Source organism: Phaeobacter sp. JH20_08 (assembly GCF_048056635.1).
In the GTDB taxonomy this organism is placed as follows: Bacteria; Pseudomonadota; Alphaproteobacteria; order Rhodobacterales; family Rhodobacteraceae; genus Phaeobacter; species Phaeobacter bryozoorum.
Genome location: NZ_JAYMVV010000011.1, coordinates 139,098 through 164,654 on the forward strand (window position 1 = coordinate 139,098; position 25,557 = coordinate 164,654).

The following is a 25,557-nucleotide window of genomic DNA, read 5'->3' on the forward strand; positions in this document are numbered from 1 at the left end:
CTGAGACCGGGCTTTTTATCTATCCCTGTATCCTTCGATCCGGTCGAACGGCCGGCCTGCGGATTATTCGGCCGCTTCGGGAGCGTCTTCAGCCGTGGGTTTCGGCTTGGGCTTGCGCCGAGGTGCTGGTTTGCGTTCCGGTGCCGCGGCCCCATCTGCTGCCGGGGCATCGGCGCCCGCCTTGGGCGCGTCCGCGTTTGCCTCATCGGTCGAGCTGCTGTCAGGCTTGTCGCCCTCAGCTTTGGGCTTGCGGCTGCGCGGTTTGCGCGCTGCTGGCTTTGCCGGTTTGCTGTCGCCGTCGCTGTCGGCGGCGGACTGATCGCGGCTCTCGGGTGTTTCCACCAGGCCACTGTCACCATTGCCATCGCGCGGATCCATCACGTCGGGCTGGGGCGCGGCGGACGGATCGTCGGAGCGGCTGCCCGCCTCGCGTTCCTGGCGCTCCAGACGCTCTGCGCGTTCACGGTCCCGCTCAGCCTGACGCTCGCGGTTCTGGCGTTCCTGCTCTTCGCGACGCGCATCAATTTCGCGTTGCGCTTCGTTCAGCATACGCAGGTAATGCTCAGCATGCTGTTGGAAATTCTCGGTGGCAACGCGATCATTGCTCAGCTGGGCATCGCGCGCCAGCTGATTGTATTTGTCGATGATCTGTTGCGGCGTTCCGCGTACCTTGCCTTCGGGGCCGGAGCTGTCGAACACGCGGTTGACAACATTTGCGCCTGCTGGGCGGTTCCGGTTCGACTTGGAACGCGAACGTGATTTGGACGATCTCATATGCCTAACGTCAGCCTTGATTGTATTTGTCGTGGATCCATACCAGCGCGCCTCTGCGCCGGATCATCGACCATTTTGGGCTTGATGTCGCCGGGAGGTATTCTTTACCTCACCCTAAAGCGACTTCTTTGAGTAATCATGTTCCGCCCTTTCAGACAAGGGGGTCCAGGCGATTATCGGTGCTTTTTCTTACGAAACTACAAATTCAGGCCATTTTCACGGGTTTAGGAGCTGTTTTGGCCACAGCTGCGGCCACAGACCACCCGGTCGCGCCCATCCATATCCGGCAGGATGCGGACCTCTTTCAACCCGGCCGACAGCAGAAGATCACTGACCGCCGTACCCTGCGTCGGGCCGATCTCCAGAAAGACCCGCCCCCCTGCGGCCAGATGATCGCCGAGATCGGCGGCGATGGTCCGATAGGCGCCAAGCCCGTCGCCGCCATCCGTCAGCGCCATCTCCGGCTCATGGGCGCGCACCTCATCCGAAAGCTCCGACATTTCGTCAAGCGCGATATAGGGCGGGTTGGAGACAATCAGATCGAACTTCCCCTCGACGGCGGAAAACCAGTCCGACTGCAGGATTTCGGCACGCGCCTCAACCCGGTGCAGCACCGCATTGGCGCTCGCCTGAAGGCAGGCAGCTTCGCTCAGATCGACGCCAACGCCGGTCGCGGCACGCTGCTCGGCCAGCAGGGTGACCAGAATGCAGCCCGAACCAAGGCCGAGGTCCAGCACCCGCGAGAACGGTTCGGCCAACGCCGCCTCGATCAGGGTTTCGGTTTCAGGACGCGGATCCAGCACATCGCCGGAGACCTTGAAGCGGCGGCCATAAAACTCCCGCTCGCCAATCAGCTGAGACACCGGCACCCGGATGGCGCGCAGGGCGATGAGCTGCTCATAGCGCTCGGCGATTTCAGGCGCCAGATCTTCGGGCGCGATCAGGGTCACGCGGCTGGCCTCGATCCGGGCGGCATGGGCCAGCAGGATCCGCGCATCGCGCGCCGGGTCCGGCACACCGGCCGCGCGCAGCCGGGCCGCAGCGGCAGCCATCGCCTGAGCGGCTGTCTGCGGCGCGTTCATTGGCCCATCTCGGCCAGCAGCCGCGCCTGATCGTCCGCCGTCAGCGCGTCGATGATCTCGTCCAGATCGCCCTGCATGATCTGGTCAAGCTTATAGAGCGTCAGGTTGATACGGTGATCCGACATCCGGCCCTGCGGAAAGTTGTAGGTACGGATCCGCTCCGACCGGTCGCCAGAGCCAACCTGACTGGCGCGATCGGCGGACCGTTCACTGTCGATGCGCTGGCGCTCCAGATCGTAAAGCCGCGTGCGCATGACCTGCATCGCGATCTCGCGGTTGCGGTGCTGCGATTTCTCGGAGCTGACCACAATAATACCGGTGGGAATATGGGTGATCCGCACAGCGGAATCGGTGGTGTTCACATGCTGGCCACCGGCCCCGGAGGCGCGCATGGTGTCGATCCGCAGATCCGCCGGATCAATGCGCAGATCGACATCCTCTGCCTCGGGCAGCACCGCAACCGTGGCGGCAGAGGTGTGGATGCGCCCGCCGGATTCGGTCACCGGAACGCGCTGCACGCGGTGGACACCGGACTCATATTTCAACCGGGCAAAGACGTTTTCGCCTTTGACATGGGCGACCACCTCTTTCAGCCCGCCGAGTTCGGTTGTCTGTTCCTCGATGATGTCAAACCCCCAGCCCCGCGCCTCGGCGTAGCGCTGATACATGCGCAGCAGATCCCCGGCGAACAGGGCCGCCTCATCGCCGCCGGTGCCGGGGCGGATTTCCAGAATGGCCGGGCGGCTGTCGGCCTCATCCCGGGGCAGCAGCGCCAGTTGTAGCGCATGTTCGGCCTCGGGCAACGCCGCGCGCAGCTGGGGCAGCTCCTCCTCCGCCAGCGCCGCCATATCGGGATCGGCGAGCATGTCTTCTGCTTCCTGAAGATCGGACAGCAGGCGGCGATAGGCGCTGATCTGCTCGGCAACCGGGCGCAGATCGGAATATTCCTTGGCCAGAGCCGCAATATCGCCGCCTGCGACACCCTCTGCCATTGCGGCCTCAAGATACTGAAACCGTTGTAAAATCTGCTCGAGGCGGTCTTCGGGGATCATGCGTGCAATATCCGTATCGATCTGTCTTTTGCGCAAGGCTGCCCTTGTGATATGCTAGGGTCATGCAACATGCCAGTCCTCATATTGCGGGAAAGGATCATGCGCAGCGCCGCCTGCCTGAGCTTGGGTGGCTGCCGCCTGCGACACCAGGCCTGCCCCGCTCTTTGCTGTATCTGCTGGGGTTTGCGCTGTCGTGGAGCGCAACCGCGTCGCCCATTCAGGCCGATGTTGTCGCGCCAAATGGGCGCACGATCGACTGTTATTGCACCGACAAGAGCGGCAGCCGGGTTGAGCTGGGCGAATTTGTCTGCCTGCAGGTCGACGGGCGCATGTTCACGGCCCAATGCCAAATGTCGCTGAATGTGCCGATGTGGCGCGAAGTTCAGGCGGGCTGCCTTGCGGCTGAGGCTGATACGGCGCCGGCCATCTCGACGGCTGCGGAGCCGCTGCCACGGATCTGATCCCTCCGATATGCGTTTGTTGAGATTGGCCTGTCATATCAGGCCGGGCAGCATACGCGGCCGGGAGATCCGCATCAGGGCGCTATTGCGGTGCGGGCGCCATCTGCGCGATCCAGCTGTTGATCCGGTCATTGTTGGCGCCCAGATCGGAGCGGCCAAACCGCAGACGGGCATAGACTTTCAGCAGATCGCCATCCTGCCGCGCGGTGGTGTAATCGGGAAAGCCCAGAAACCGCGTACGCGTCACATAGGTGACCATCTCATCCTCAACCGAACCGGCCAGCACACGGGTGCGCGGAGCGTTGCTGGCAACGTTGTGGAACCGCTCCAGCCCGTCCTCGCCACTGCGCAGCACCCGGAACACGCCACCGCGAAAGGTCTTGTCTTCGGTGAATTCAGGCTGGGTGTTCCAGTCCAGCGGATCGCTGGGCGCCAGCCGGATAAACCCGAGCACCACAACAACCGCCGCGATGCTCAGCCAGACAAATATCATCACTCGACCCATATGGTCCGCTCTCCCTCGTGGCGGCTGCCACTGGACAGCCGGCCTTATTTGGTTGTCACACCCGGCAGCACACAGAGCAGCTCATACAGCAGGTTGGCCGCTGTCAGCGCCGTGTTGCCCGACGTGTCATAAGGCGGCGATACTTCGACCATATCGCAGCCCACAATATTCAAACCCCGCAGGGCGCGGATCAGTTCCAGCGCCTGCGGTGTGGTCAGCCCACCGATTTCCGGCGTGCCGGTACCCGGTGCATAGGCCGGGTCCAGACTATCGATATCATAGGAGACATAGACCGGCCTATTGCCGATATCGCGACGAATTTCCGCACCCATCCCGTGCAGGGAGCGGTTCCACAGCTCGCTTGCGGGGAAATGCTGAAACCCCCAGCGCTGCGCCTCCTTGAAATCATCCGCCCCGTAGCCTGTGCCGCGCAGGCCGATCTGATAGGTCTTGTCCGCGACGATCAGCCCCTCTTCATAGGCGCGCCTGAAGACCGTCCCGTGGGTCTCGCGCTCACCGAACATATCGTCGTTCACATCCGCATGGGCATCGACATGGACCAATGCGACAGGCCCGTATTTTTCCGCAATCGCGCGCAGGATCGGCAGGGTGATCGAATGATCGCCACCCATCGCGACCGGCGTCACGTCGCTGGACAGGATGGCGCTGTAGCTTTCCTGAATGATGCGCAGGCTGTCGGGCAGCGAGAACGTGTTGATCGCCAGATCGCCGATATCGCCAATGTTCAGACTGTCAAAGGGCGCCGCACCGCTGGTCATGTTATAAGGTCGGATCATCGCGCTTTCGGCGCGGATCTGCTTTGGCCCAAAGCGGGTCCCTGAGCGCCAGGAGGTGCCGATATCCATCGGCACACCCAGAATGGCCACATCCAGCCCCTCCAGAGAGGTCGCCTGCGGCAGCCGCATAAAGGTGTTCGGCCCGGAGAACCGCGCCAGATCATTGCCGCTGATCGGCTGGTTAAAGTCAGTCATCGGCCCGTAATTCTCCAGCTCAGAAGACAGATAATGCTCATGGCGACATGCGCGCCTGCGATGGCGGTGGCGCCGGTGGTGTCAAAGGGGGGCGACACTTCAACCACATCGCCGCCCAGGATGTTGATACCGCGCAGGTTTTTCAGGATGGCGTCGGCCTGCGCCGAGGTCAGACCGCCCCAGACCGGCGTGCCGGTGCCCGGCGCATAGGCCGGATCCAGACAGTCGATATCGAAGGTCAGGTAAACCGGCCGGTCACCCAGCACGTCGCGAATACGGCGCGCGGTTTCGTCCGGGCCAATCTCATGCACGGTGGGCGCGTCGATGGTGGGCACGCCGAGATTGTCCTCATTGGTGGTCCGAATACCCACCTGAACAGAGGTCTTGGGGTCAATGATGCCGGATTTCACCGCCTTGTAGAACATCGTGCCATGATCGACGCGGCTGAAATCATCATCCTGCCAGGTGTCGCTATGGGCATCGAAATGCAGCAGCGAAATCGGGCCGTATTTCTCGGCATAGGCCTTGAGGATGGGGAAGGACACATAGTGGTCGCCACCGATGGCCACCGAAGCCGTATCGGTCGCCAGAATGCCGCGGATGTGCTCGGTGAGCGTGTCGGGGAAGGCCGCGACATTGGCGTAGTCAAAGGCCAGATCGCCGTAGTCGACAATCGCCAGCTCGCTTGCCGGGCAAATGTCCCAGCCATAGGGGGCATCGGGGCTTTGCAGGGCCGAGGCTTCACGCACCGCGCGGGGGCCAAGCCTGGTGCCGGGGCGGTTCGTCACCGCCTGATCAAAGGGGATGCCTGTGACGGCAATATCCGCATGGGTCAGGTCCTTGGTGTAGCGGCGCCGCAGAAAGGACGTCGCCCCGCCAAAGGTGTTTTCAAAGCTCAACCCCTTCAGGTCGTCGCGGGTGAAGGCCTGATCGACCTGTTTCTTTGCGTCTTCTAGCGCCATGCAGACTGCTCCCTCTTCTCGGGTTATGGCCATCTCCTAGCGAATGCGCGTGGCCTTGTCATCTGAAAGCCCCCGCGCTGTCGCCAGATCAGCTTGCGGGCTGTGCTTTCTCGACCAGACGGGCAAAAAACGAGGCTCCGACCGGTGCGATATCGTCATTGAAATCGTACTTTGGATGGTGCAGCCCGGCACTATTGCCCTGGCCCAGAAACAGATAGGCGCCGGGACGGGCCTGTAGCATATAAGAGAAATCTTCCGCCCCCATCTCGCGGCCGGCCTCGGCCTCGACATGCTCCGCGCCTGCGATCTCGGCCGCGACGGAGACCGCAAAATCGGTCTTGGCCGCGTCATTGATGGTCGCGGGATAACCGATCTCATAGTCCAGTTCCGCCTCGACCCCGTAGCTGGCCGCCTGCCCGGCCACGATCTCACCCATGCGCCGTATCACCATTTCCTGCACCCTGGGATCAAAGGTGCGCACGGTGCCGTTGATATAGGCCGTATCGGGGACCACATTGTCCACCGTGCCGGTGTGGATCTGCGTCACCGACACCACCAGATCATCCAGCGCGTAATGGTTGCGCGAGACGATGGTCTGGATCGCCTGGGCGATGCCGCAGGCCGCCATCACCGGGTCGCGGGTTTCATGGGGCATCGCGCCATGGCCGCCAACGCCCTGAATATGGATATGGAAACTATCCACCGCCGCCATCAGCGGACCCGGAGTTGTCATGAAATGCCCCTCCGGCAGACCCGGCGCATTGTGCAGCGCGTAGACCTCACCGATGTTGAACCGTTCCATGATCCCCTCTTCGACCATGATGCGCGCACCGCCGATGGCCTCCTCGGCGGGCTGGAAGATCAGCGCCACCCGGCCCTTGAAGTTGCGTGTTTCCGCCAGATATTTCGCCGCACCCAGCAGCATCGTCGTATGCCCATCGTGGCCGCAGGCGTGCATATTGCCGACATGGGTCGAAGCATAGGCCGCACCGGTCTCCTCCGGGATTGGCAAGGCGTCCATGTCGGCGCGCAGACCGATACAGGGGGCATCCGCCGCGCTGCTCTCCTGACCGTTGATGATGGCCACGATGCCCGTCTTTGCGATCCCTGCATGCAGCTCGTCAACGCCGAAGTCCCGCAGCCGTTCCGCCACGAAGGCCGCTGTTTTCGGCAGATCCAGCGCCAGCTCGGGGATCTGGTGCAGATGCTGCCGCCAGGCTGTCATGTCCTCGGCGTAATCGGCAATTCGGTTCACAACCGGCATGGGGGTGGACTCCTTGGTCAGACTCGGGATTGATGCATCTGACACAGGAACAAGAGCCGCCGCAATGCCCGATACCAACCTGATCCACGATGAAACCGCCGGTATCGACCGGCTCCTGCAGATCATGGCGTGCTTGCGCGACCCACAGCATGGCTGCCCCTGGGATATTGAACAGGACTTTGCCAGCATCGCGCCCTATACCATTGAAGAAGCTTACGAAGTTGCCGATGCAATTGAGCGCGAGGCCTGGGATGAGCTGAAGGGCGAGCTGGGGGATCTGCTGTTCCAGTCGGTGTTTCATGCGCAGATGGCGGCGGAGGCCGGGCATTTCACCTTTCAGGATGTGGTCACCGCCATGTCCAACAAGATGGTCGCGCGCCATCCGCACGTCTTTGGTGACGAGAGCCGCGAGAAATCCGCCGACCAGCAGACCGCTGACTGGGAGGCGATCAAGGCCGCGGAGCGCGCAGGCAAGGCGCAACAGGGGACGCTGGACGGTGTGGCCGTCGGCCTGCCCGCCCTGCTGCGCGCCTACAAGCTGCAAAAACGCGCCGCACGTGTCGGCTTTGACTGGCCGTCGGCGGACAATGTGATCGCCAAGATCGTCGAAGAGGCCGCCGAGCTGGTAGAAGCCCGCGATAGCCTGAGCCAGGCCGAGGTGGAGGAGGAATTCGGCGATCTGATGTTTGTGATGGCCAATCTGGGCCGCCATCTGGGGGTGGAGCCGGAAGCCGCACTGCGGGCCGCCAATGCCAAGTTCACCCGCCGCTTTGAAGGGGTCGAGGCCAAGCTCTCCGACCGCGGCAAACGTCCCGAAGACAGTGACCTGGCGGAAATGGACGCGCTCTGGGACGAGGTAAAGGCAGAGGCGCGCGCGGCCACGCCATCCTGCGATGACTGACGCGCTGCCCACCGCGCGGTCTGTCGGGCCACGCGCCTTGTCCGCTCTCACCGCCAGCCCCATATCCTAAAGCATGTTGCGTCTAACCCCCATCCTTCTCGCCGTGATCTACGGGTTGGTCATGTACCGCCTGTCGGTCTGGCGCACCCATCGGGCCCTTGATCAGCAATCCACCGAGCTGGCCGATGCCCGCCTGCGCCAGCTGACGGATCGAATGGCAGCGGCGCTCGGCATCAGCCATATCCCGGTCTATATCTACGAGGTCGATCCGGTAAACGGGCTGGCGGCGCCGGATGGGCGGATCTTCATCACCCGTGGGTTCTATCACAAATACCGCAACGGCGAGGTCAGCGATGTTGAACTGGCGTCGGTGATTGCACATGAGCTGGGCCATGTGGCGCTGGGGCACGCGCGAAAACGCATGATTGATTTTTCCGGGCAGAACGCGCTGCGCACGGCGCTGATGCTTATCATCGGCCGTTTCGTGCCTTTTGTCGGGCCCTGGATTGCCAATGTGCTGACCTCACTGCTGGCGGCGCGGCTGTCGCGCAGCGATGAATATGAGGCCGATGAATATGCCGCAGCACTGCTGACCAAGGCAGGGATCGGCATCGCTCCGCAGAAAAGCCTGTTTCGCAAGCTGGAAGAGCTGACACAGGCCCGCAGCGGCATGGCGCCCGCCTGGCTGATGAGCCACCCCAAGACCGAGGAGCGTATTGCCGCGCTGGACCGGCTCGAACAGCGCTGGAGTAAGGGAAAGAGCTGAAGATCAGGCCGCAAACCATTGGTTCACTGAAATTTACACAAGATCAAGCGCAGCTGGGCGCGTCATCCCCCTTGGCCCGTGCGGCCGCCATCCCCATCTGTGGGCAACCAATCCCCCGTTGCAGGCGTTTCAGTCAGATATGTCCCTGCGGACACAAGACCTAACAACCCGCCTGGGCGGGCTCCCGGAGACCTACCATGCGCTATTCCGTTCTTGACCTTGCCCCCGTACCCGAAGGCCATGACATCGCTCAATCGCTGCGCAACAGCACTGATCTGGCACAGCGGGCCGAGGCCTGGGGATATCACCGCTACTGGCTGGCGGAGCATCACAATATGCCGGGGATCGCCAGTGCCGCCACCGCTGTTCTGATCGGCCATATCGCCGGACAGACCAAAACGATCCGGGTCGGTGCCGGGGGAATCATGCTGCCCAACCACGCCCCCTATATGGTGGCCGAAGCCTTTGGCACGCTGGCCAGCCTATATGGCAACCGCATTGATCTTGGGCTGGGACGCGCGCCCGGCACCGATCTGCAAACGGCCCGCGCCCTGCGTCGGGGCTTGCAAACCGGTGAGCGCAATCCCGATACCTTCCCGCATGATGTGATCGAGCTGATCAACTACCTTGGCCCCGAAACACCCGAAGCGCGGGTGCGGGCCTTTCCGGGACAGGGCACCAGGGTGCCGCTGTGGATCCTCGGCTCCAGCCTTTATGGGGCGCAGCTTGCGGCACAGCTGGGGCTGCCCTATGCCTTTGCTTCGCACTTTGCCCCCGCCGCGCTGGAGCAGGCGCTGGCCGCCTATCGCAGCGGCTTTCAGCCATCTGAGCATCTCGACGCTCCCCGCGCCATGATCGCGGTCAACGTCTTTGCCGCCGATACCGACCGCGAAGGGCAGCGGCTGAGAACCACCATGCAGCAGGCCTTTGCCCGGCTGCACGAAGGCAAACCCGGCAAGCTGCCGGCTCCGGTGGAGGATATCACCCAGCATATCGCCCCGCCGGTGCTGCACGGGGTGAATGAGGCGCTGCGGATTTCCGCGACCGGCAGCAAGGCCACGGTGGCCGCCGAACTGTCTGGTATTCTTGAGCGGTATCAACCGGATGAGATCATTCTGACCGGGCAGATCCATGACCACGATGCACGGCTGCGATCCTTTGAGATCGCCGCTGAGGTGCTGGGCGACATCTGAGCCGCGCCAAGGTCTCAGCGGCTGAGCACGCTAGGTCGACAGCGCCTTCGCCACCCTTGGCAGCCGCGCCTTCTTCAGCAGCGGGCGCAGCTCCCAGCCGCCGCCTGACAGCCGGTTTGCCTCGGCGAGCACAGCCGCAGCCACGCCCGAAATCCCGTCCGGATCCTGTCGCCACAGATCATAAAGCAGCTGGTCCGGGCCGATCCGTTCCAGCCCCTCCTCGGCAAGCGTGTGGCGTGGGAAGTCCTTGTTGTTGACGGTCACGATCCCGTCGGCATGGCCGGCAATGGCGGCGGCCAGCACATGGATATCGGCCACGTCCGGCAGCCAAAGCCGTGCTTCAACCGCCGCTGTCGGGGTGACGGCAGCCTTTGGCCAGGCCGCAGAGATCAGCGCGACCTCTGCCCGCGCCTGCGGCTCCCCCGCAGGACCGATCTTGCGCGCCGCCCGCGCCCATTCCTCAAGGATGCGCTGTGACCACAGCGGGGTGAAATGGCCAATCCGGGCCGCCCCCAGCAGCATCTCACGCATCACGGTCGGATAGAGGACACAGGCGTCCAGCAGCAGTTTCATGGCCTGATCAACCGCAACAGATCAGTCGAGCCGGAAGAACACAGCCTTCAGATAGCCGCTTTCGGCCAGCTGAGGCAGCTGTGGATGATCCGCCCCGGCATACCCGGTGTGCAGCAGCTGGCTGCGCCGCCCGCCGCGCCCGATGCCACGCGCCGAGGCATTGCGGAACCGGCTGAGGTCAGCCGCATGCGAGCAGGAGCACAGCCCCAGATAGCCACCCGGCGCCACCAGAGGGGCGGCCAATTTGGCAATCCGCTCATAGGCCCGCAACCCCGCCTCAAGCGCCTGTTTCGACGGTGCGAAGGCTGGCGGATCGCAGATCACCACATCAAACTGCGCCCCTTCTTCGGCGAGCTGGGCCAGCACCTCAAAGGCATCGCCCTGCCGTGCGTTGAACCGATCGCCAAAACCGCTGGCACCTGCGCCGTCCCGCGCCAGATCCAGCGCCGGAGCGGATCCGTCGACACAGGTTGCCGTCGCTGCGCCAGCCGCCAGCATCGCCAGACCAAAGCCGCCGACGTGGGAAAACACGTCAAGCACATTTGCGCCCGGCCTGACCAGCTTGGCGGCAAAGGCGTGATTGTCGCGCTGGTCGTAGAACAGGCCGGTTTTCTGCCCGCCGGTCAGATCCGCCATATAGGTGGCGCCATTCATGGACACTTCTACCGGCGCCTCGGGGGCGGTGCCGCGCAGGGCAGTGCTGATATCGTCCAGCCCTTCCAGGCTGCGCGTCCGGCCCGAAGCGTTTTTCAATACGGTTGTCACCCCGGTCACCGCCACCAGCGCCTCGGTCAGCGGTTCGATATGGGCTTCGGCCCAGGCGGCATTGGGCTGCACCACGCAGGTATCGCCAAAGCGGTCGATCACCACGCCGGGTAGACCATCGGATTCAGCATGGACCAGCCGGTAGAACGGCGCATCATACAGCTGTTCGCGCAGCTCCAGCGCGCGGCGCAGGCGGGCGCTGAACCACTCCACGCTCAGCTCGGCCGCAGGATCGCTGTCCAGCATCCGCGCGATGATCTTGCTTTCGGGGTTGACCGCAACCAGCCCCATCTGCGTCATCGCGTCGTCTTCCAGCACCGCCAGGGTGCCGGGTGCCAGCTTCCGGGTGCGCCGGTCGGTGACCAGTTCATTGGCATAGACCCAAGGAAAGCCGTGGCGCAGGGCACGGGCATTGGCTTTGGGTTTCAGTTTTACGCGGGCGCGCTCGGGCGCGGAGGAAGATGCTGTCATGCGCCTCTCTTACTCCCAACGACGCGCGGTTGAAAGGGCATCCGCAACGCAGAGACGATGCCTTGGTCGCGTCAGGCTCTGCGGCCCGATCCCGCGCGGCGCAAGTGAGTTCACCGCGGGCGGGAACGCCAGCCGCCGCGCCTGCGAGGCCTGTCGGCAGCCTCCTGCCCCTCGCGCAGAACAACCGTCATCGGGTGATCGGGATGCACTGCCGCCAGCTGCTCCACGAGCGCGATGGTTGCCACACGGCTGTCGACCCCATCAGGCAGGCTCAGCGCCCAATCCAGAAAGATGCTGCGGCATTCGCCCTCGCCAATCCCCTCGATACGGTAGCTTTCCCGGATCAACCCCTTGGGATCCAGACGCGCCAGCTGCGCCGCATCAACCGTCGCCTCATTCGTCATGGCCTGTCGCCCCCTCTCTCTCCAATGCGGCGCCGATGATGTCACCGCATCTGCCGTAGCTCTCGGTCAGCGTCGCCTCCAGCGCGGCGAGATCGTCATAGCCGGTGCTGCGACACAGAAAGAGCGCGCCGCCCTCTCCCAATGTCCGTGCATCAATTGCCTTGCCCGAGACCAGCCGCGCCGCCGTCTGTACCGACCAGAATAGATCATAGCCGCGCTGCAATTCCGCTGCATCTGCGGCATCCAGCCAGCCACAGGCGACAGCGCCCGCCAGTCCGGCGGCCACGTCCTGCCCGGTGGCCTCGCTCAGCAGGACCCCGGCCTGGGCGATCAGCTCGATATCCATCAGCCGACCCGCGCCGGTCTTGGCGTCCCAGGGACCTGTCGGCACCTTGGCGGCGGCCAGACGGGCGCGCATTTTGGCGACCTCGGGCAGGATCGCCGCGCGGCTGCGCGGCGCCCCGAGAAAACCCGCTCGAAATGCGTTGATATCCTGTGCCAGCCCCTCCGCACCCGGTGCAGGCACAGCCGCCATCACCCGCGCCCGGGTCAGCGCCAGATGTTCCCAGACCCAGGCGTCATTGCGCTGATACGCGCAGAAGCTCTCGAGGCTCGTGGCCACCGGGCCCTGGGTGCCGGAGGGTCGCAGCCGCATGTCCACCTCATAGAGCTGCCCCTGCGACATACGCGCAGTCAGCGCCGTGATCAGCGCCTGGGTCAGCCGCGCATAATACGGGCGTGTCGCCAGCGGTCGCGGCCCCTCCGAGGCCTCCGCGGTTCCGGGGTCATAAATCACGATCAGGTCGAGATCCGACAGCGCATTGATCCGCCCCGCACCAAGCGATCCCATGGCCAGAACCGCCGCCCCGCGCCCCGGAGGCGTTCCGTGTTTCTTTGCAAACTGCTGCAGGACAACCGGCGCCACCCCGGCAATCACCACCTCGGCCAGTTCGGCATATTGCGCCCCTGCGGTGGCAGCATCGATCAGCCCGCGCAGATGATGCACCCCGATACGGAAATGCCACTCCTTGCACCAGCGCCGGGTGGCATCCAGCTGGGTTTCATAATCCTCTTCCTGCGCCAGCACCGCCGCAAGCGACTGGCAGAGCCCCTCCCGCTTGGGCCAGTCACTGAAGAAAGAGCCGCCGATCACAGCATCGAACACCCCGGAATTACGCGACAGATAGCTCGCCAGCGTACCAGAGGTGCCGACAATATCTATCAGCAAATCAATCAGTTGCGGGTTGGCTTCAAAGAGTGAAAAAAGCTGCACACCGGCAGGCAGCCCCGCCAGGAACCCATCCAGCGCCACCAGCGCCTCGGCCGGCTGGGCGGTGCGGGACAGTCGCGCCAGCAGCTCCGGTTTCAGCCGCTCGAATATCTGCGCACCGCGCGCCGAGCGTAGCGCAGGATAGGTCGGCCAGCGCGCCAGGATATCGCCATCCAGAGCCTCCGGCACCGCCGCGGTCGGTTGCGGCCTTGGCACATCCGGGGCAAAGAACCCCTCGGTCAGCTCATGCACCTCCTGCAACCGCCCACGGATCTCCGCCTGCAGCGCCTGCGGGTCGCGGTCCATCAGACAGGCAATCCTGGCAATGCCATCTTCGGACTGCGGCACCCGGTGGGTCTGGGCGTCATGCACCATCTGGATGCGGTGCTCCACCTCGCGGTGGGCAATGTAATGCGCGCTGAGCTGCGCGCAGGCCTCCTGCGGCACCCAGCCCTTGGCCGCGAGCGCGGTCAGCCCGTCGAGCGTGCCGCGCTGACGCAGGCTCTCATCCCGCCCGCCGGCGATCAGCTGTCGGGTCTGGGTAAAGAACTCGATTTCGCGGATGCCGCCACGCCCCAGTTTCATGTCATGGCCGGGCACCGTCAGTGGCCCGCCGGTCCCCTTGTTTTCGCGGATCCGCAGACGCATGTCATGGGCGTCCTGAATAGCCGCGAAATCCAGATGCCGCCGCCAGACAAAGGGGCGCAGCGTCTGCAGGAACTCGGCCCCCGCCTTCAGATCCCCGGCGCAGGGGCGCGCCTTGATATAGGCGGCGCGCTCCCAGGTCCGCCCGAGGCTCTCGTAATAGCGCTCCGCCGCCTCCATCGCCATGGCCACCGGTGTAACCCCCGGGTCGGGCCGCAAGCGCAGATCGGTACGGAAGACATAGCCGTCGGCAGTGCGTTCGCTCAGTACCGTGCACATGTTGCGCGTCGCCCGCACCATGCCCTGACGCGCCTCATAGAAGTCGGCCGGATCAAACCGTGTCTCGTCAAACAGGCAGATCATGTCGATGTCGGAGCTGTAGTTGAGCTCATAGGCGCCCATCTTGCCCATGGCCAGCAGGGTCAACCCGCCGGCGGTCTCCACATCGGCCTCGGTCAGGCCCGGCAGTTTCTGACGGCGGATCAGTGCGGCAATTTCCGCCTTGATCGCCCGATCGGCGCAGAGTTCGGCAAATTGCGTCAGCGCCGTGGTCACCTGCATCAGATCCCAGGCCCCGGCCAGATCGCAAAGCCCGCTCAGCAGCGCAAGTCGGCGCTTGGCCTGCCGCAGCCCCGGCTTCAGCTGATCCGGTGCCAAACCGCGCACAGCCTCCATGATCTTACCAAGCGCAGCCAGCGGATCCGCCAGTGCGGGCGCCAGCCAGGTGGCCTCGCGGGTGATCAGCTCCTTCAGATAGGGGCTGGAGCCCGCCGCCCCTGCGACCAGGCGCGCCTCATCGCCGCCAAGGTCCGGCACAAGCGCAAGCGCATCGCCGGCCAGATCCGCATCAAATGCCCGTGGAAGGCGCTGAATATCAATCGACTGTCCCATCCGCAGACACTGGGGTGAGACGCCGCCGTCGTCAATTGAGGAAACCACCCTTTGGCCCTGCCAGAGTTCAAAAGGTTACGTAAGGTAAGGAATACCGGAATAGCCCTTTTATGAATGAGACATTAATGCTGGTACTGCGGCTGCGCTCAAGTTCCGGGGGCATGTCAGACAGCGTCTTAGTAACCAGTGCACCAGTGACCGACCGGCACCCTAGTATTGCCAAAATGGCGATACAACGCGTGTTCAGGTCATCGGATATGTATCACAAAGTCTGACAGCAAAGCGCAGCCGTTTATCTCCCCCTAGCCACAAAATCATCAATTAATACAAAAATATCAAAAGGTTACTTGTTTCGATCTGCGGAAATGTGAAAAATGTTTACATGCAGGCTTGAAACCGTGCGGGGGCAGTCCGATATTCTATAATGTGAAGCGCATTAACATGGACGCCGAACCTCGCAACGTTAACCTGGAGACCCCGATGACGAGTTACACCTCTACCGCCCCGCACCCGTCCGAACAGGGCTGGTTTTCCCGCAGTGAATCCTGGCTCGACAGCAAAGGCAAAGGCGCCTGGATTGCCGCCATGGTCCTCGGCTTCGTCTTTTTCTGGCCGGTTGGCCTCGCCCTGTTGTTTTACATGATCTGGAGCAAGCGCATGTTCTCGAAATCCTGCACCACACGCCGTAAATCCTGGGCCCGTCATGGCATGTCCGCGATGACCCCGTCCGGCAACAGCGCTTTTGACGCCTACAAGGCCGATACGCTGCACCGGCTGGAGCAGGAACAGCATGATTTCGAAGCCTTCCTGCAACGTCTGCGGGCTGCAAAGGACAAATCGGAATTCGATCAGTTCATGCACGAACGCGCGCTGCAGAACGACGATGAGGCCATCGAAATCGATGATGCAGAGGATGACGCGGACAGCCCGCGCAGCAAGCGTCACTGACCAACGCCAGCTCCGCCCGCATTGGGCGGGGCCTATCCCGGCGGGGGCGGCCTGGCGCCGAAGCTGATGATCAGCCCGCGTGTCAGCCGCCACCCTGGCCAGACGGCCAAACCATGAGCCCGGTTCCCCGCCCCGGTTCTTTCGACTCCGTTATCGCGATAAGGAAGCTTTGATGACCGCCCTGCCCGATCCAGACTACCAGGCTGATTTCTATCAGCTGGTCCCCGCCAAACGTCTGTTTGCCTGGCTTATCGACAGCCTGTTGATCACCGTTCTTGCCAGTATCGCCGTGGTTTTCACCGCCTTTACCGGGCTGTTCATCTGGCCGCTGCTCTATCTGGTGATCGGTTTCATCTATCGTGCTGCAACCATCGCTTCTGGTTCCGCGACCTGGGGCATGGCCGTCGCAGGAATCGAATTGCGCGACCTGTCGGGACGCAAGCTCGACGGTCAGGGCGCCTTGCTGCATACCGCCGGATATACAGTTTCCATGGCCTTCCCGCTGCTGCAGGTGATCTCCATCCTCATGATGCTGATGTCCGCGCGCGGTCAGGGGCTGACGGATGCGGTGATGGGGACCGTCATGCTGAACCGGCGCCGCTGATCCGCCGTCTGGTTCAAGGCGAAGATGGGCAATCTGTAAACCTTAATCCCAACTGGCCTCTTGGCGCAGTGCGATGGCATTGCTATCATTCAAGATAACCCTGTGGCCAGAATGCCCCGATCTGTCAGCGGCTCCGTGATCAGTACTCGGCGCCCGCGCGACACTCGGGGCCATTTGTGCCAAGCCCAAACGGACACCTGACCGCCTGATGCGCCACACTCTGCCGATTGCCCCACAGTTCTACGTGACTGCGCCGCAGCCCTGCCCCTATCTGGCAGATCGGATGGAGCGCAAACTGTTCACCGCCCTGCAGGGCGATGGTGTCGAACAGCTCAACAACAGCCTGTCGCAGCAGGGATTCCGCCGCTCGCAGAATGTTCTGTACCGGCCATCCTGCTCCGATTGCTCCGCCTGCCTGTCTGCCCGGATCAATGTCGCCGCCTTCACCGCCAGCCGGGGGCAGAAACGCACGTTGAAGCGCAACGCCGGGCTGGATCGGCGCGCGACCTCTCCCTGGGCAACCGAAGATCAATATGCGCTGTTCCGCAACTACCTCGACAGCCGGCACGCCGATGGCGGCATGGCCGATATGGATGTCTTCGAATATGCCGCCATGATCGAGGAGACGCCCATTCGCAGCCGCGTCGTCGAATATATCGACCGCGACAGCAACGCGCTGACGGCGGTGTCGCTGACCGATGTGCTGGAGGATGGGCTGAGCATGGTCTATTCCTTCTATCGGCCCGATCTGCCGCAGAACTCGCTCGGCACCTTCATGATCCTGGATCACATCGACATCGCGCGCGAGGCCGGGCTGCCCTATGTCTACCTGGGCTATTGGGTGCCAGGCAGCGCCAAGATGGGCTACAAAGCGAAGTTCACCGGGCTTGAAGTCTATCATCGCGGCGCCTGGCAGCCGATGACCGATCCCGACGCCTTTGATGACACGACGCATCCGCTGTCGACCGATCCGATTGCGGAACAGGTCGCTAATATCCACCTGCCGGAATCGCGCAGCCACAGCAGGTAACCCGATGCAATCTCTTCATGCCGTGACGCTGATCGTCCCGGACTACGACAGCGCGCTCGCGTTTTACTGCGGCACCCTCGGATGGCAGCTGGCCGAAGATGTCGATCAGGGTCGCAAGCGCTGGGTCAGGATCCTGCCGCCGGGCGCCCGTGAGGGCAGCCTGATCCTGGCCCGGGCCGACAGTGATGCCCAAAAGACCATCATCGGCAATCAATTTGGCGGCCGCGTCGGATTGTTCCTGCACACCGATGACTTCGCCCGAGACCATGCCGCCATGCTGGCCGCAGGCGTCACCTTCGACGAAGCACCCCGCCATGAACCCTACGGATGGGTTGCGGTCTGGCGCGACCCGTTCGGCAACCGCTGGGATCTGCTCCAGCTCACCTGAACCGCAGGGCGCCGGTCCCATTCGGCACCACCCCTTCAGCTGCCATCGGCAAACGGCTGCATGGCCGATCTTCTGGCGTCAAATATCCCGGGGTGAATGCGCCTCATGGCGCAGAGGGGCAGCGCCCCTGTTTCTGCTTTCGCCCCGGTGCCGACATAAAAAAAAGGGCCCCGCAAAGCGGGGCCCTTTGTCGTCTTTGGCTGATTGCAATCAGTTTGGCATCAGCGCCGGCACGATGGTCACGATGGAGGGGAACATCCACAGGATCCCCAGACCCACCACCTGGATCAGCACAAATGGCAGGATCCCGCGATAGATATGGCCTGTGGTCACCTCCTTCGGTGCCACCCCGCGCAGATAGAACAGCGCAAATCCAAACGGCGGCGTCAGGAACGACGTCTGCAGGTTCACCGCAACCATGATGGTCACCCACTTCGGATCGAAGGAGCCGCCGTAGATCACCGGCCCAACAATCGGGATCACGATGTAGATGATCTCCAGGAAGTCGAGCACGAAGCCAAGGATGAACAGCACCACCATCACGATCAGGAAGACCTTCAGCTCGCTGTCAAAGCTCTTGAGGAACTGCTGGATATAGTGTTCCCCGCCAAAGGAGATCACCACCAGATTGAGCAGCTGCGAGCCGATCAGGATGGTGAAGACCATCGACGTGACCTTGGCCGTTTCGCGCACCACCGGTGTCAGCACCCCGCCCTTGAACAGCACCCAGCAACCGTAGAGCAGCCCGAAGAGCGCAAAGAGATAGGCGCCATAGGCCACACCAAAGGCGATGATGGTCTCTGCCGAAACCCCATCCTGCCCATTGATCCGCAGATCGAAGTTGACACCAACCAGGATACAGATCGCCACTGCAAGGGTTGCCCAGATGATGATCCAGCCGGATTTCCCCTGGTCCTGCAGCTTGCGGTAGGCCGCCAGCATGATGGCGCCACCAGCCCCCAGCGCCGCAGCGGGCGTCGGGTTGGTGATGCCGCCCAGAATGGACCCCAGCACCGCAATGATCAGGATCAGCGGCGGGAACACCACGCGGATCAGATCATTCTGTGAACTGCGCACCGCCGCGACCTTGCACCCATAGAGCGCCAGGAGGCTTGGCAGCGCGATCAGCAGCACGGTGACCCCGGGCGTCGTGGTCGGTGAAATTGCCACGATATCGACCAGCGCAATCAGCAGCACGCCAATCGCCCCCAGGATCAAGGGCTTGGGATCCCGCGAGGGCGAAACCCCGCGACCAACCGCCAGCGTCAGCCCCATCAGCACCATCAGCACGGTCAGACCGGTGCCAATCGGAGCCGCGGCTTCGATCTTGGCGACACGGGCTGCGGCCATCTCGTCCTCGGTCAGCTTGGTTGCCTGGGCAACGCCGCCTGCGTCGTCGATGCTCTTCTGCTCGGCGACGGCGGCATCCCAGGCCTCCTGGCCATGCAGGTCAATCATTGCCGCCTGACAGTCCGCACCCACATTGGTGCGCAGCGATGCCGTCTGCCCCGCATCGGAGAAGGTCGAAACCGTGATGTTCTGGCTACCGATCAGGTTCACTTGGCCCAGCAGCAACGCACCGGCAATCAGCGCCACCGGCACACCGAGGAACCAGGTGAGGCCTTCGCCACGGGTGATCGGCTCGCCAGTACCGCCCTCAAGCACAACCGCCGGAGCTTTTTCCGGATTCAGCAGCGCATAGCCAAAGGCATAGAGCGCATAAAGAAGCGCCAGCAGGATACCCGGCAGCAGCGCGGCCTGGAACAGCGTCCCGACCGAAACAACCGCTGGCTCACCCAGATAGGTCAGCGCATCGGAGCAGCCGAATTCCTGCGCACGGGTTTCCTGTGCGGTGGAATAGAGATCCCCCGCAAGTGTGCCCAGAAGAACGATCACGATGGAGGGCGGAATGATCTGCCCCAGCGTGCCCGAGGCGGCGATCACACCGGTCGCCAGTTCCGGCGAATAGTTGTTGCGCAGCATGGTGGGCAGCGCCAGCAGGCCCATGGTCACCACGGTTGCGCCGACGATCCCGGTGGAGGCCGCAAGGAAAGCGCCCACAACCACGATGGAAACTGCCAGACCGCCGGGCAGCGGACCAAAGACGCGCGCCATGGTGGTCAGCAGGTCGTTGGCGATCTTCGACCGTTCCAGCGTGATGCCCATCAGGACGAACATCAGCACTGCCAGCAGGGTCTCGATCGAGGCACCGGCCAGAACCCGTTCGTTCATACGGTTCACGACAAAGGAGATGTTGCGGTCCATCGCAACTTCCCAACCCTGCGGGAATACCGCCTCGGCGACCCGTGGCAGTTCAGGATATCTGAACACCGATATGACATCCGGCTTGACGCCGGAGCCCACCAGGTCGCGATAGACCTGCGACGAAGTGTCGATGGCCTGGTGAACCAGGATCCCGGCACTGTCGAGCGCCGCAATGATCCCGAAGGAGATGATGCCGGCTCCGCCTATGGCAAAGGCCACTGGAAAGCCGGAGAGAATGCCTCCGAAAAGGCAGAAGAAGACAATGATCAGGCCGATTTCAACGCCATCAAGTCCGAATAGCATGGGGGCTGTCCCTTATTTAATGCGCGCCTTCATAGGCTTCTTCACCTTCACCAAGGCTGTCCTTGTCGAGGTGTTTGTTCTCGCTGCCGGGGCCTTCCACAAACTCAAGATACGAGCGGTAGAAAAACGCGATGGCATGCAGGAAGACGATACCGGCGAATGTCACCAGAAGGATCTTGAACAGGAAGTATCCGTTGAACCCGTTGGGGCTGAAGCCGATGGTCTCGATGTTCCAGCGCAGCGCGCGGGATTTCATCACCAGACGCTCCAGCGTGTCCGAGGCCGAGGGCTTCGGCACGATCAGGTGACGCCACAGGAAGTACCAGCCATACATCCAGGTCAGCACGGCGGCGGGCATCATGAAGATCAGCGATCCCAGCATGTCCACCACCCGCTTGGCCCGGAAGCTGATGCCGGAGTAGATCAGATCGACCCGCACGTGGCCGCCCTGCACAAAGGTGTATGTGACACAAAGGCAGACCACCAAGGCATTGTAAAGCTTCAGTTCTTCTGCGAACCAGCTGATGTCTTTTTCCAGCGCGATACCCAGACCAAAGCTCATGTCCGGGCGCGCAAACACCCGCTGCATGAAGACGATGATGATCTGTTGCAGCACCATCAGAAGACCTGCCCAGGCAAACAGCCGACCCAGCGTGTTGGCAAAGCCCTCCAGTCCGCGCACGACCCCCCACATGATGGAGCGGCGATACATGCCGACCGCCGTCAGCACCAGAAACGCGGTGAAGACAACAAAGAAGAACTCAACCGACCCGCCATAGTAGACGAACCGCATGATGGAAGCCTTGTCCGACCAGTCGAGCCAGAGCTGCGGGTTGGCGACGGCATAGCCGAAGTTGTAAAAGGCGCCCGCGATGTTCTGTACCAGCCAGATCAGGCCGTCCAGTAAGGTCCCGAAAAAGGAAACGCCACTTTCGTCCTGCATTTTTCCCTCGAATAAATGCGTGCAGCGCGGGCGGTCTGGATCGTCATCATAGGGATAATAATCAGGCCGCACGGATCCTGGGACCCGATGGACACTAATGGCGCGAGCCATCCGTGTCGGCTGCTATTGCGAAAGGATCCCCCGCCGATGCGGAGGATCCGATTGAACCCACTCTTGGGGCGGTTAGCCGAGAACGCGGTCGCGCTGGGTGCGATAGGCACCTTCAGATTTGGTGATCCAGCCCGAAGAGGCTTTCATCGACGCTTCGACGCTGTTGCGAATTTTTGCGAACAGCTCGTCACCCATGAACTCGTCCAGGGTTTCCTTGGTCGCGGAGCCAAAGGCATCCCAGACGCTGTCAGGGAATTCCAGGGTCTTCACGCCACCGGTCTGCAGACGCTGAAGAGCCGCACCGTGGTTGTTCATGAACTGCGACAGGCTCCACTGGTGACCTTCGGCCGCGGCGATTTCGATGATTTTCTGATGCGCGGGCGACAGGCTGTCGAACACGTCACGGTTGGTCGCCACGGACAGCGCCGCACCCGGCTCATGGAAACCGGAGGTGTAGTAGACCTTGGTGATTTCCTGGAAGCCCATCTTCTCATCTGCCCAGGGGCCGATCCACTCGGTGCCGTCGATCGCACCGGAGGACAGCGCCTGATACACTTCGGAGCCGGGAATGTTCTGAACCGATGCGCCCAGTTTGCCGAGCGCCTTGCCGCCCAGACCCGGCATACGGAACTTCAGACCGTTGAAATCTTCGGGGCTGTTGATTTCCTTGTTGAACCAGCCGCCGGCCTGAGGGCCAGTGTTGCCGCCAAGGAAGGATTTCAGACCGAAGATCTGGCCCAGCTCATCATGCAGGGCCATGCCTTCGCCCTGGTAGTACCAGTTCACCAGTTCCTGCGGCGTCATGCCGAAAGGCACGGCAGTGAAATAGGCATAGGCCGGATGCTGGCCGGTGAAATAATAGTCGGCACCGTGGTACATGTCGGCCTGGCCGGCGGTCACCGCGTCAAATACCTCAAATGCACCAACCAGTTCGCCGGAAGCTTTGAGGTCGATGGTCAGGTCGCCATCGGACATGGCGGTGATCGAATCTGCGACGCGCTGTGCGGAGTCATGAACGCCCGCGGCGCCACGGCCCCAGGTGGTGACCATGGTCAGGGTACGCTTGCCCTGCGCATAAGCCGGTGCGGCCAGAGTGGTTGCTGCAGCGGCGCTGCCCCCTAGCGCGGATGTCTTCAAAAAGGAACGACGATCCATAGGTTTCTCCTCCCATTTAATTGGATTGCCCCGGGTCTGTGCCCGAGGCGGGTCTTGTCGAGTGACGCAAGCCTAGCTGTACGCTGCGTCATGTGAATACCTACTACTGCGTAGAAAACCGCATTTTGGACAAATTATTTGGCCAAAATCTGGGCAGCCTGTGACAACCGCCAAGGCCGATCCCGAGATTCGCGCGCTGAGCGCAGCTGTGGGGGCTTTGATTCTCCGGGCGGATTGCGTAACGATTCGACCATGCAGCTGATCCCCCAATTCTTGCGACCCAACTACGCCCAGAAGCTGTCCCTGCTGGCGACGCTGCCGCTGATCGTGGCCGGGGCCGCCATTGCCGTGCTGGTCTCCGTGCAGTCGCGCGCATTGGCCGAACGCGAGATCAAAGCGCTGGAACAGCAGCTGTTGCAGGCCAAGATGGCCGAGCTGCGCAACTATGTGACCCAGGCCCGCAATGGGTTTTCGCACATCTACGGTCTGGCGGCGCCAGATGACGAGGAGGCCAAGGAAAAGGTCACCCAGATCCTAAGTGCAATGATCTATGACCGCGACGGGTTTTTCTTTGTCTATGACTACGACGGCACCAATCTGGTTAGCCCGCGCCAGACCGAGTTCATCAACAACAACTGGAAGGGGCTGACCGATAGCCGCGGCACACCGGTCGTGGATGAATTCATCCGCTTGGCCCGTCAGGGCGCCGGATGGCACACGTTTATGTGGGAGAAACCCTCAACCGGCGAAGAGGCGCAGATGGTTGCCTATGTGCTGGGCTTGCAGGACTGGCAATGGGCCATCGGCACCGGGGTGTTCATTGACGATGTGCTGGCCTCTGTCGCGGCCTCGCGCGCCGAGGTCGAGACCCGTGTGCGCCGTACGTTCTACTACATCGGTGGCATCACCCTGTTTGCACTGGGGCTGGTCTTTGCCTCCGGCATGGTGCTGAACATCCGCGAGCGTCGTCTGGCGGACGCCAAGTTGAAAGAGCTGACCCAGCGGGTTTTCGACGCCCAGGAGGAAGAGCGCGGCCGGGTGGCGCGCGAGCTGCACGACGGGATCAGTCAGCTCCTCGTCGGGGTGCGCTACGCGCTGGACAACGCGCGCAGACGCCTGTCGCGGGGAGATTTTGACCGGGTCGAGGATCCGCTGAACAAAGGGATCTCGCATCTGGGCACCGCCATCACCGAGGTGCGCCGCATCAGCCGCGACCTGCGCCCCGGTGTGCTGGATGATCTCGGCCTTGGCCCGGCGCTGAAGGCACTGACCGATGATTTCGCCGCACGCACCGGCATCGAGACCCGTTTCAGCACTGTCGTGTTCCGCAACCGTCTGGGCGGGGATGCCAAGATTGCGCTCTACCGGATCGCGCAGGAAGCGCTCACCAATATCGAACGCCACGCCGAGGCGACGGAGGTCACCATGGATCTGCGCGGGCACGCGCGCGGTGCCACTATGCGGATCACCGACAATGGCCGCGGCCTGCCGCCGGTTCAGGACCGCAGCGGGCCCGGCATCGGGCTGCGCAATATGCAGGAACGAATCGAACAGCTTGACGGCACCCTCAGGATTTTGTCATCACGGGGCACGCAAAGCGGCACCGTGATCGAGGTCCTGCTGCCGCTGAGCCATCTGCTGCCCCCGGGTGATGCCTCCAAACCGGCGTCCAAGCGGGTGTCCTGAGCCAATCGGCGCTCTTGCCAGACTGTCGCCGCCGCACCGGTGGATGCACGCGACGGACTGGACCGCGCCACGCCAAATGAGGGGGGAGACCATGCCAAATACCATTCGCGTTCTGATCGTTGACGATCACCCGATGGTCGCCGAGGGCATTCAATCCATCCTTGAAAGCTATGACGATATCGAGGTTGTCGGCATCCCCGGCAACGGCGAAGAGGCGGTGGCCGAGGCCCGCGCGCTGAAACCCGATGTGATCCTGATGGATCTCAATATGCCGAAACTGGGCGGGTTGAGCGCCACGGAAATCATCCTCGAACAGACCCCTTCCACCCGCATCCTGATCCTGTCCATGCACGACAGCCCCGAATATATCTCCAGCGCGCTGGCGCATGGGGCCATGGGCTATGTGCTGAAAGATGTCCCAACCGAGGAGATCCGCCAGGCCATCGACACGGTGATGCGTGGCGAGACCTATCTCTGCACCGGCGCCGAAGGCTCGCTGAAGCCCAAGGACGACCCCGCCCGCGAGGCGCTGACCGGACGTGAGCAGACCATTCTGCTCGAACTCGCACAGGGCAAATCCAACAAGGACGTTGCCCTGGCGCTGGATATCTCGGTGCGCACCGTGGAAACCCATCGTAAGAACATCAAACGCAAGCTTGGCATTTCCTCGACAGCCGGTCTCACACGCTACGCGCTGGAACATGGCGTGCTGCAGGGCACCGGTCACAGTTTCTGACCCGCCCACCCCGCCGCCTGGTGGCAGAGCTAAAATTGCGCCGCAATGCAGCAGAAACTCCCGCAAACCAGGTCCGATCCGCCTCGCAATTTGGCAAAATGCCGCCGCGCGCGATCTGACCTTGGCCTTTGGTTCAGGGAGATTTTCGACTTTAGGGCCGAAGTGGTCCTATTTTCGGCCGCGCGAAAGGCGAAAATGTCGCCAGGAACCCCGCCGACGCAACAAAATGTCCGAAACTGGGGTATTTTCGGTTCATTTCCCTGTTGACGCCCCCGGCCACCGGTCCTAAGGTCCGCTGCAACGCTAAAGGAGCCAACACGATGAATATCCTAGTCGTAGTCGTAGGAACCACGCGCATGGGCCGGTAACGGTAGACCATAATCGAACCCATGCGCCTCCGACCAGAAATCGGGGGCT

The 25,557-nt window shown here is 62.6% G+C and carries 24 protein-coding genes; 10 read left to right on the plus strand and 14 right to left on the minus strand.

The window, feature by feature from the left end:
• Window positions 1-63: 63 nt before the first annotated feature.
• The 3 genes from VWY75_RS11200 to prfA all read right to left on the minus strand — a co-directional run bounded on the left by VWY75_RS11200 (window position 64) and on the right by prfA (window position 2,908).
• Entirely contained in the window at window positions 64-774 is a 711-nt protein-coding gene (locus VWY75_RS11200) for a DUF4167 domain-containing protein (protein WP_416534218.1), read from the minus strand.
• 224 nt (window positions 775-998) lie between these two features.
• Window positions 999-1,856, minus strand: coding sequence for a peptide chain release factor N(5)-glutamine methyltransferase (gene prmC / locus VWY75_RS11205; RefSeq protein ID WP_416538953.1), 858 nt, complete (start codon window positions 1,854-1,856; stop codon window positions 999-1,001).
• Complete coding sequence (prfA, locus tag VWY75_RS11210; protein WP_340546327.1) at window positions 1,853-2,908, minus strand: peptide chain release factor 1; 1,056 nt, start codon at window positions 2,906-2,908, stop codon at window positions 1,853-1,855. Before prfA ends, prmC begins: the two co-directional genes overlap by 4 nt.
• Before the next feature lie 173 nt (window positions 2,909-3,081).
• Between prfA and VWY75_RS11215 the strand changes: the two genes are divergently transcribed.
• Complete coding sequence (locus VWY75_RS11215; protein WP_416539169.1) at window positions 3,082-3,369, plus strand: hypothetical protein; 288 nt, start codon at window positions 3,082-3,084, stop codon at window positions 3,367-3,369.
• 82 nt (window positions 3,370-3,451) lie between these two features.
• Here the strand turns inward: VWY75_RS11215 and VWY75_RS11220 are convergent, their stop codons facing one another.
• From VWY75_RS11220 to VWY75_RS11235, 4 genes are all read right to left on the minus strand, one after another.
• On the minus strand, window positions 3,452-3,874 hold the full coding sequence (locus VWY75_RS11220) for a DUF1499 domain-containing protein (protein WP_340545891.1): 423 nt from the start codon (window positions 3,872-3,874) through the stop codon (window positions 3,452-3,454).
• 44 nt (window positions 3,875-3,918) lie between these two features.
• Window positions 3,919-4,866, minus strand: a complete 948-nt coding sequence (gene speB, locus VWY75_RS11225) for an agmatinase (RefSeq protein ID WP_340545892.1) — start codon at window positions 4,864-4,866, stop codon at window positions 3,919-3,921.
• Window positions 4,863-5,828 carry an agmatinase gene (gene speB / locus VWY75_RS11230; RefSeq protein WP_340545893.1) on the minus strand — a complete coding sequence of 322 codons (966 nt, stop codon included), beginning with the start codon at window positions 5,826-5,828 and terminating at the stop codon, window positions 4,863-4,865. The genes speB (VWY75_RS11225) and speB (VWY75_RS11230) overlap by 4 nt, the downstream gene beginning before the upstream one ends.
• An 88-nt stretch (window positions 5,829-5,916) precedes the next feature.
• Window positions 5,917-7,092 carry a M20 aminoacylase family protein gene (locus VWY75_RS11235; protein ID WP_416538954.1) on the minus strand — a complete coding sequence of 392 codons (1,176 nt, stop codon included), beginning with the start codon at window positions 7,090-7,092 and terminating at the stop codon, window positions 5,917-5,919.
• Between the two features lie 64 nt (window positions 7,093-7,156).
• On the opposite strand from VWY75_RS11235, the gene mazG reads away from it, so the two are divergent.
• From mazG to VWY75_RS11250, 3 genes are all read left to right on the plus strand, one after another.
• Complete coding sequence (mazG, locus tag VWY75_RS11240; RefSeq protein WP_416538955.1) at window positions 7,157-7,993, plus strand: nucleoside triphosphate pyrophosphohydrolase; 837 nt, start codon at window positions 7,157-7,159, stop codon at window positions 7,991-7,993.
• Window positions 7,994-8,066: 73 nt separating this feature from the next.
• Window positions 8,067-8,759: a M48 family metallopeptidase gene (locus VWY75_RS11245; RefSeq protein ID WP_416538956.1), complete on the plus strand. Its 693-nt coding sequence runs from the start codon at window positions 8,067-8,069 to the stop codon at window positions 8,757-8,759.
• Window positions 8,760-8,956: 197 nt separating this feature from the next.
• Window positions 8,957-9,952 (plus strand): LLM class flavin-dependent oxidoreductase, encoded by a 996-nt coding sequence (locus VWY75_RS11250; RefSeq protein ID WP_340545897.1) that lies wholly within the window; start codon window positions 8,957-8,959, stop codon window positions 9,950-9,952.
• A 30-nt stretch (window positions 9,953-9,982) separates the two neighbouring features.
• Here VWY75_RS11250 and VWY75_RS11255 read toward each other — a convergent pair whose 3' ends face one another.
• From VWY75_RS11255 to VWY75_RS11270, 4 genes are all read right to left on the minus strand, one after another.
• Entirely contained in the window at window positions 9,983-10,525 is a 543-nt protein-coding gene (locus VWY75_RS11255; RefSeq protein WP_416538957.1) for an RSP_2648 family PIN domain-containing protein, read from the minus strand.
• Between the two features lie 21 nt (window positions 10,526-10,546).
• On the minus strand, window positions 10,547-11,761 hold the full coding sequence (locus VWY75_RS11260) for an RSP_2647 family RNA methyltransferase (RefSeq protein WP_340545899.1): 1,215 nt from the start codon (window positions 11,759-11,761) through the stop codon (window positions 10,547-10,549).
• Window positions 11,762-11,871: 110 nt separating this feature from the next.
• Entirely contained in the window at window positions 11,872-12,165 is a 294-nt protein-coding gene (locus tag VWY75_RS11265) for a hypothetical protein (RefSeq protein ID WP_416538958.1), read from the minus strand.
• The gene (locus tag VWY75_RS11270) at window positions 12,155-14,971 is read right to left on the minus strand and encodes a glutamine-synthetase adenylyltransferase (RefSeq protein ID WP_416538959.1); all 2,817 of its coding nucleotides are present in this window, start codon (window positions 14,969-14,971) and stop codon (window positions 12,155-12,157) included. Before VWY75_RS11270 ends, VWY75_RS11265 begins: the two co-directional genes overlap by 11 nt.
• A 480-nt stretch (window positions 14,972-15,451) precedes the next feature.
• Between VWY75_RS11270 and VWY75_RS11275 the strand changes: the two genes are divergently transcribed.
• From VWY75_RS11275 to VWY75_RS11290, 4 genes are all read left to right on the plus strand, one after another.
• Window positions 15,452-15,919, plus strand: coding sequence for a DUF2852 domain-containing protein (locus VWY75_RS11275; protein ID WP_416534228.1), 468 nt, complete (start codon window positions 15,452-15,454; stop codon window positions 15,917-15,919).
• A 172-nt stretch (window positions 15,920-16,091) separates the two neighbouring features.
• Window positions 16,092-16,523 (plus strand): RDD family protein, encoded by a 432-nt coding sequence (locus VWY75_RS11280; RefSeq protein WP_340545903.1) that lies wholly within the window; start codon window positions 16,092-16,094, stop codon window positions 16,521-16,523.
• Window positions 16,524-16,731: 208 nt separating this feature from the next.
• Window positions 16,732-17,553 (plus strand): arginyltransferase, encoded by an 822-nt coding sequence (locus tag VWY75_RS11285; RefSeq protein ID WP_416538960.1) that lies wholly within the window; start codon window positions 16,732-16,734, stop codon window positions 17,551-17,553.
• A gap of 4 nt (window positions 17,554-17,557) precedes the next feature.
• Entirely contained in the window at window positions 17,558-17,941 is a 384-nt protein-coding gene (locus tag VWY75_RS11290) for a VOC family protein (RefSeq protein WP_416538961.1), read from the plus strand.
• Between the two features lie 210 nt (window positions 17,942-18,151).
• Here VWY75_RS11290 and VWY75_RS11295 read toward each other — a convergent pair whose 3' ends face one another.
• From VWY75_RS11295 to VWY75_RS11305, 3 genes are all read right to left on the minus strand, one after another.
• Window positions 18,152-20,509 (minus strand): TRAP transporter large permease, encoded by a 2,358-nt coding sequence (locus VWY75_RS11295; protein WP_416534231.1) that lies wholly within the window; start codon window positions 20,507-20,509, stop codon window positions 18,152-18,154.
• 16 nt (window positions 20,510-20,525) lie between these two features.
• Window positions 20,526-21,452, minus strand: coding sequence for a TRAP transporter small permease subunit (locus VWY75_RS11300; protein WP_416534232.1), 927 nt, complete (start codon window positions 21,450-21,452; stop codon window positions 20,526-20,528).
• 183 nt (window positions 21,453-21,635) lie between these two features.
• On the minus strand, window positions 21,636-22,718 hold the full coding sequence (locus VWY75_RS11305; RefSeq protein WP_340545908.1) for a TRAP transporter substrate-binding protein: 1,083 nt from the start codon (window positions 22,716-22,718) through the stop codon (window positions 21,636-21,638).
• 252 nt (window positions 22,719-22,970) lie between these two features.
• Between VWY75_RS11305 and VWY75_RS11310 the strand changes: the two genes are divergently transcribed.
• Together VWY75_RS11310 and VWY75_RS11315 are read left to right on the plus strand one after the other, a co-directional pair.
• Window positions 22,971-24,404, plus strand: a complete 1,434-nt coding sequence (locus VWY75_RS11310; RefSeq protein ID WP_416538962.1) for a cache domain-containing protein — start codon at window positions 22,971-22,973, stop codon at window positions 24,402-24,404.
• A 91-nt stretch (window positions 24,405-24,495) separates the two neighbouring features.
• Entirely contained in the window at window positions 24,496-25,140 is a 645-nt protein-coding gene (locus VWY75_RS11315; protein WP_416538963.1) for a response regulator transcription factor, read from the plus strand.
• The last annotated feature ends 417 nt before the right edge of the window (window positions 25,141-25,557 follow it).

Bases quoted from the DNA above. Each gene is read 5' to 3' on its own strand.
- VWY75_RS11200 (WP_416534218.1), bottom strand. From the start codon at position 774: ATGAGATCGTCCAAATCACGTTCGCGTTCCAAGTCGAACCGGAACCGC.
- prmC (WP_416538953.1), bottom strand. From the start codon at position 1,856: ATGAACGCGCCGCAGACAGCCGCTCAGGCGATGGCTGCCGCTGCGGCC.
- prfA (WP_340546327.1), bottom strand. From the start codon at position 2,908: ATGATCCCCGAAGACCGCCTCGAGCAGATTTTACAACGGTTTCAGTAT.
- VWY75_RS11220 (WP_340545891.1), bottom strand. From the start codon at position 3,874: ATGGGTCGAGTGATGATATTTGTCTGGCTGAGCATCGCGGCGGTTGTT.
- speB (WP_340545892.1), bottom strand. From the start codon at position 4,866: ATGACTGACTTTAACCAGCCGATCAGCGGCAATGATCTGGCGCGGTTC.
- speB (WP_340545893.1), bottom strand. From the start codon at position 5,828: ATGGCGCTAGAAGACGCAAAGAAACAGGTCGATCAGGCCTTCACCCGC.
- VWY75_RS11235 (WP_416538954.1), bottom strand. From the start codon at position 7,092: ATGCCGGTTGTGAACCGAATTGCCGATTACGCCGAGGACATGACAGCC.
- mazG (WP_416538955.1), top strand. From the start codon at position 7,157: ATGCCCGATACCAACCTGATCCACGATGAAACCGCCGGTATCGACCGG.
- VWY75_RS11245 (WP_416538956.1), top strand. From the start codon at position 8,067: ATGTTGCGTCTAACCCCCATCCTTCTCGCCGTGATCTACGGGTTGGTC.
- VWY75_RS11250 (WP_340545897.1), top strand. From the start codon at position 8,957: ATGCGCTATTCCGTTCTTGACCTTGCCCCCGTACCCGAAGGCCATGAC.
- VWY75_RS11255 (WP_416538957.1), bottom strand. From the start codon at position 10,525: ATGAAACTGCTGCTGGACGCCTGTGTCCTCTATCCGACCGTGATGCGT.
- VWY75_RS11260 (WP_340545899.1), bottom strand. From the start codon at position 11,761: ATGACAGCATCTTCCTCCGCGCCCGAGCGCGCCCGCGTAAAACTGAAA.
- VWY75_RS11265 (WP_416538958.1), bottom strand. From the start codon at position 12,165: ATGACGAATGAGGCGACGGTTGATGCGGCGCAGCTGGCGCGTCTGGAT.
- VWY75_RS11270 (WP_416538959.1), bottom strand. From the start codon at position 14,971: ATGGGACAGTCGATTGATATTCAGCGCCTTCCACGGGCATTTGATGCG.
- VWY75_RS11275 (WP_416534228.1), top strand. From the start codon at position 15,452: ATGACGAGTTACACCTCTACCGCCCCGCACCCGTCCGAACAGGGCTGG.
- VWY75_RS11280 (WP_340545903.1), top strand. From the start codon at position 16,092: ATGACCGCCCTGCCCGATCCAGACTACCAGGCTGATTTCTATCAGCTG.
- VWY75_RS11285 (WP_416538960.1), top strand. From the start codon at position 16,732: ATGCGCCACACTCTGCCGATTGCCCCACAGTTCTACGTGACTGCGCCG.
- VWY75_RS11290 (WP_416538961.1), top strand. From the start codon at position 17,558: ATGCAATCTCTTCATGCCGTGACGCTGATCGTCCCGGACTACGACAGC.
- VWY75_RS11295 (WP_416534231.1), bottom strand. From the start codon at position 20,509: ATGCTATTCGGACTTGATGGCGTTGAAATCGGCCTGATCATTGTCTTC.
- VWY75_RS11300 (WP_416534232.1), bottom strand. From the start codon at position 21,452: ATGCAGGACGAAAGTGGCGTTTCCTTTTTCGGGACCTTACTGGACGGC.
- VWY75_RS11305 (WP_340545908.1), bottom strand. From the start codon at position 22,718: ATGGATCGTCGTTCCTTTTTGAAGACATCCGCGCTAGGGGGCAGCGCC.
- VWY75_RS11310 (WP_416538962.1), top strand. From the start codon at position 22,971: ATGCAGCTGATCCCCCAATTCTTGCGACCCAACTACGCCCAGAAGCTG.
- VWY75_RS11315 (WP_416538963.1), top strand. From the start codon at position 24,496: ATGCCAAATACCATTCGCGTTCTGATCGTTGACGATCACCCGATGGTC.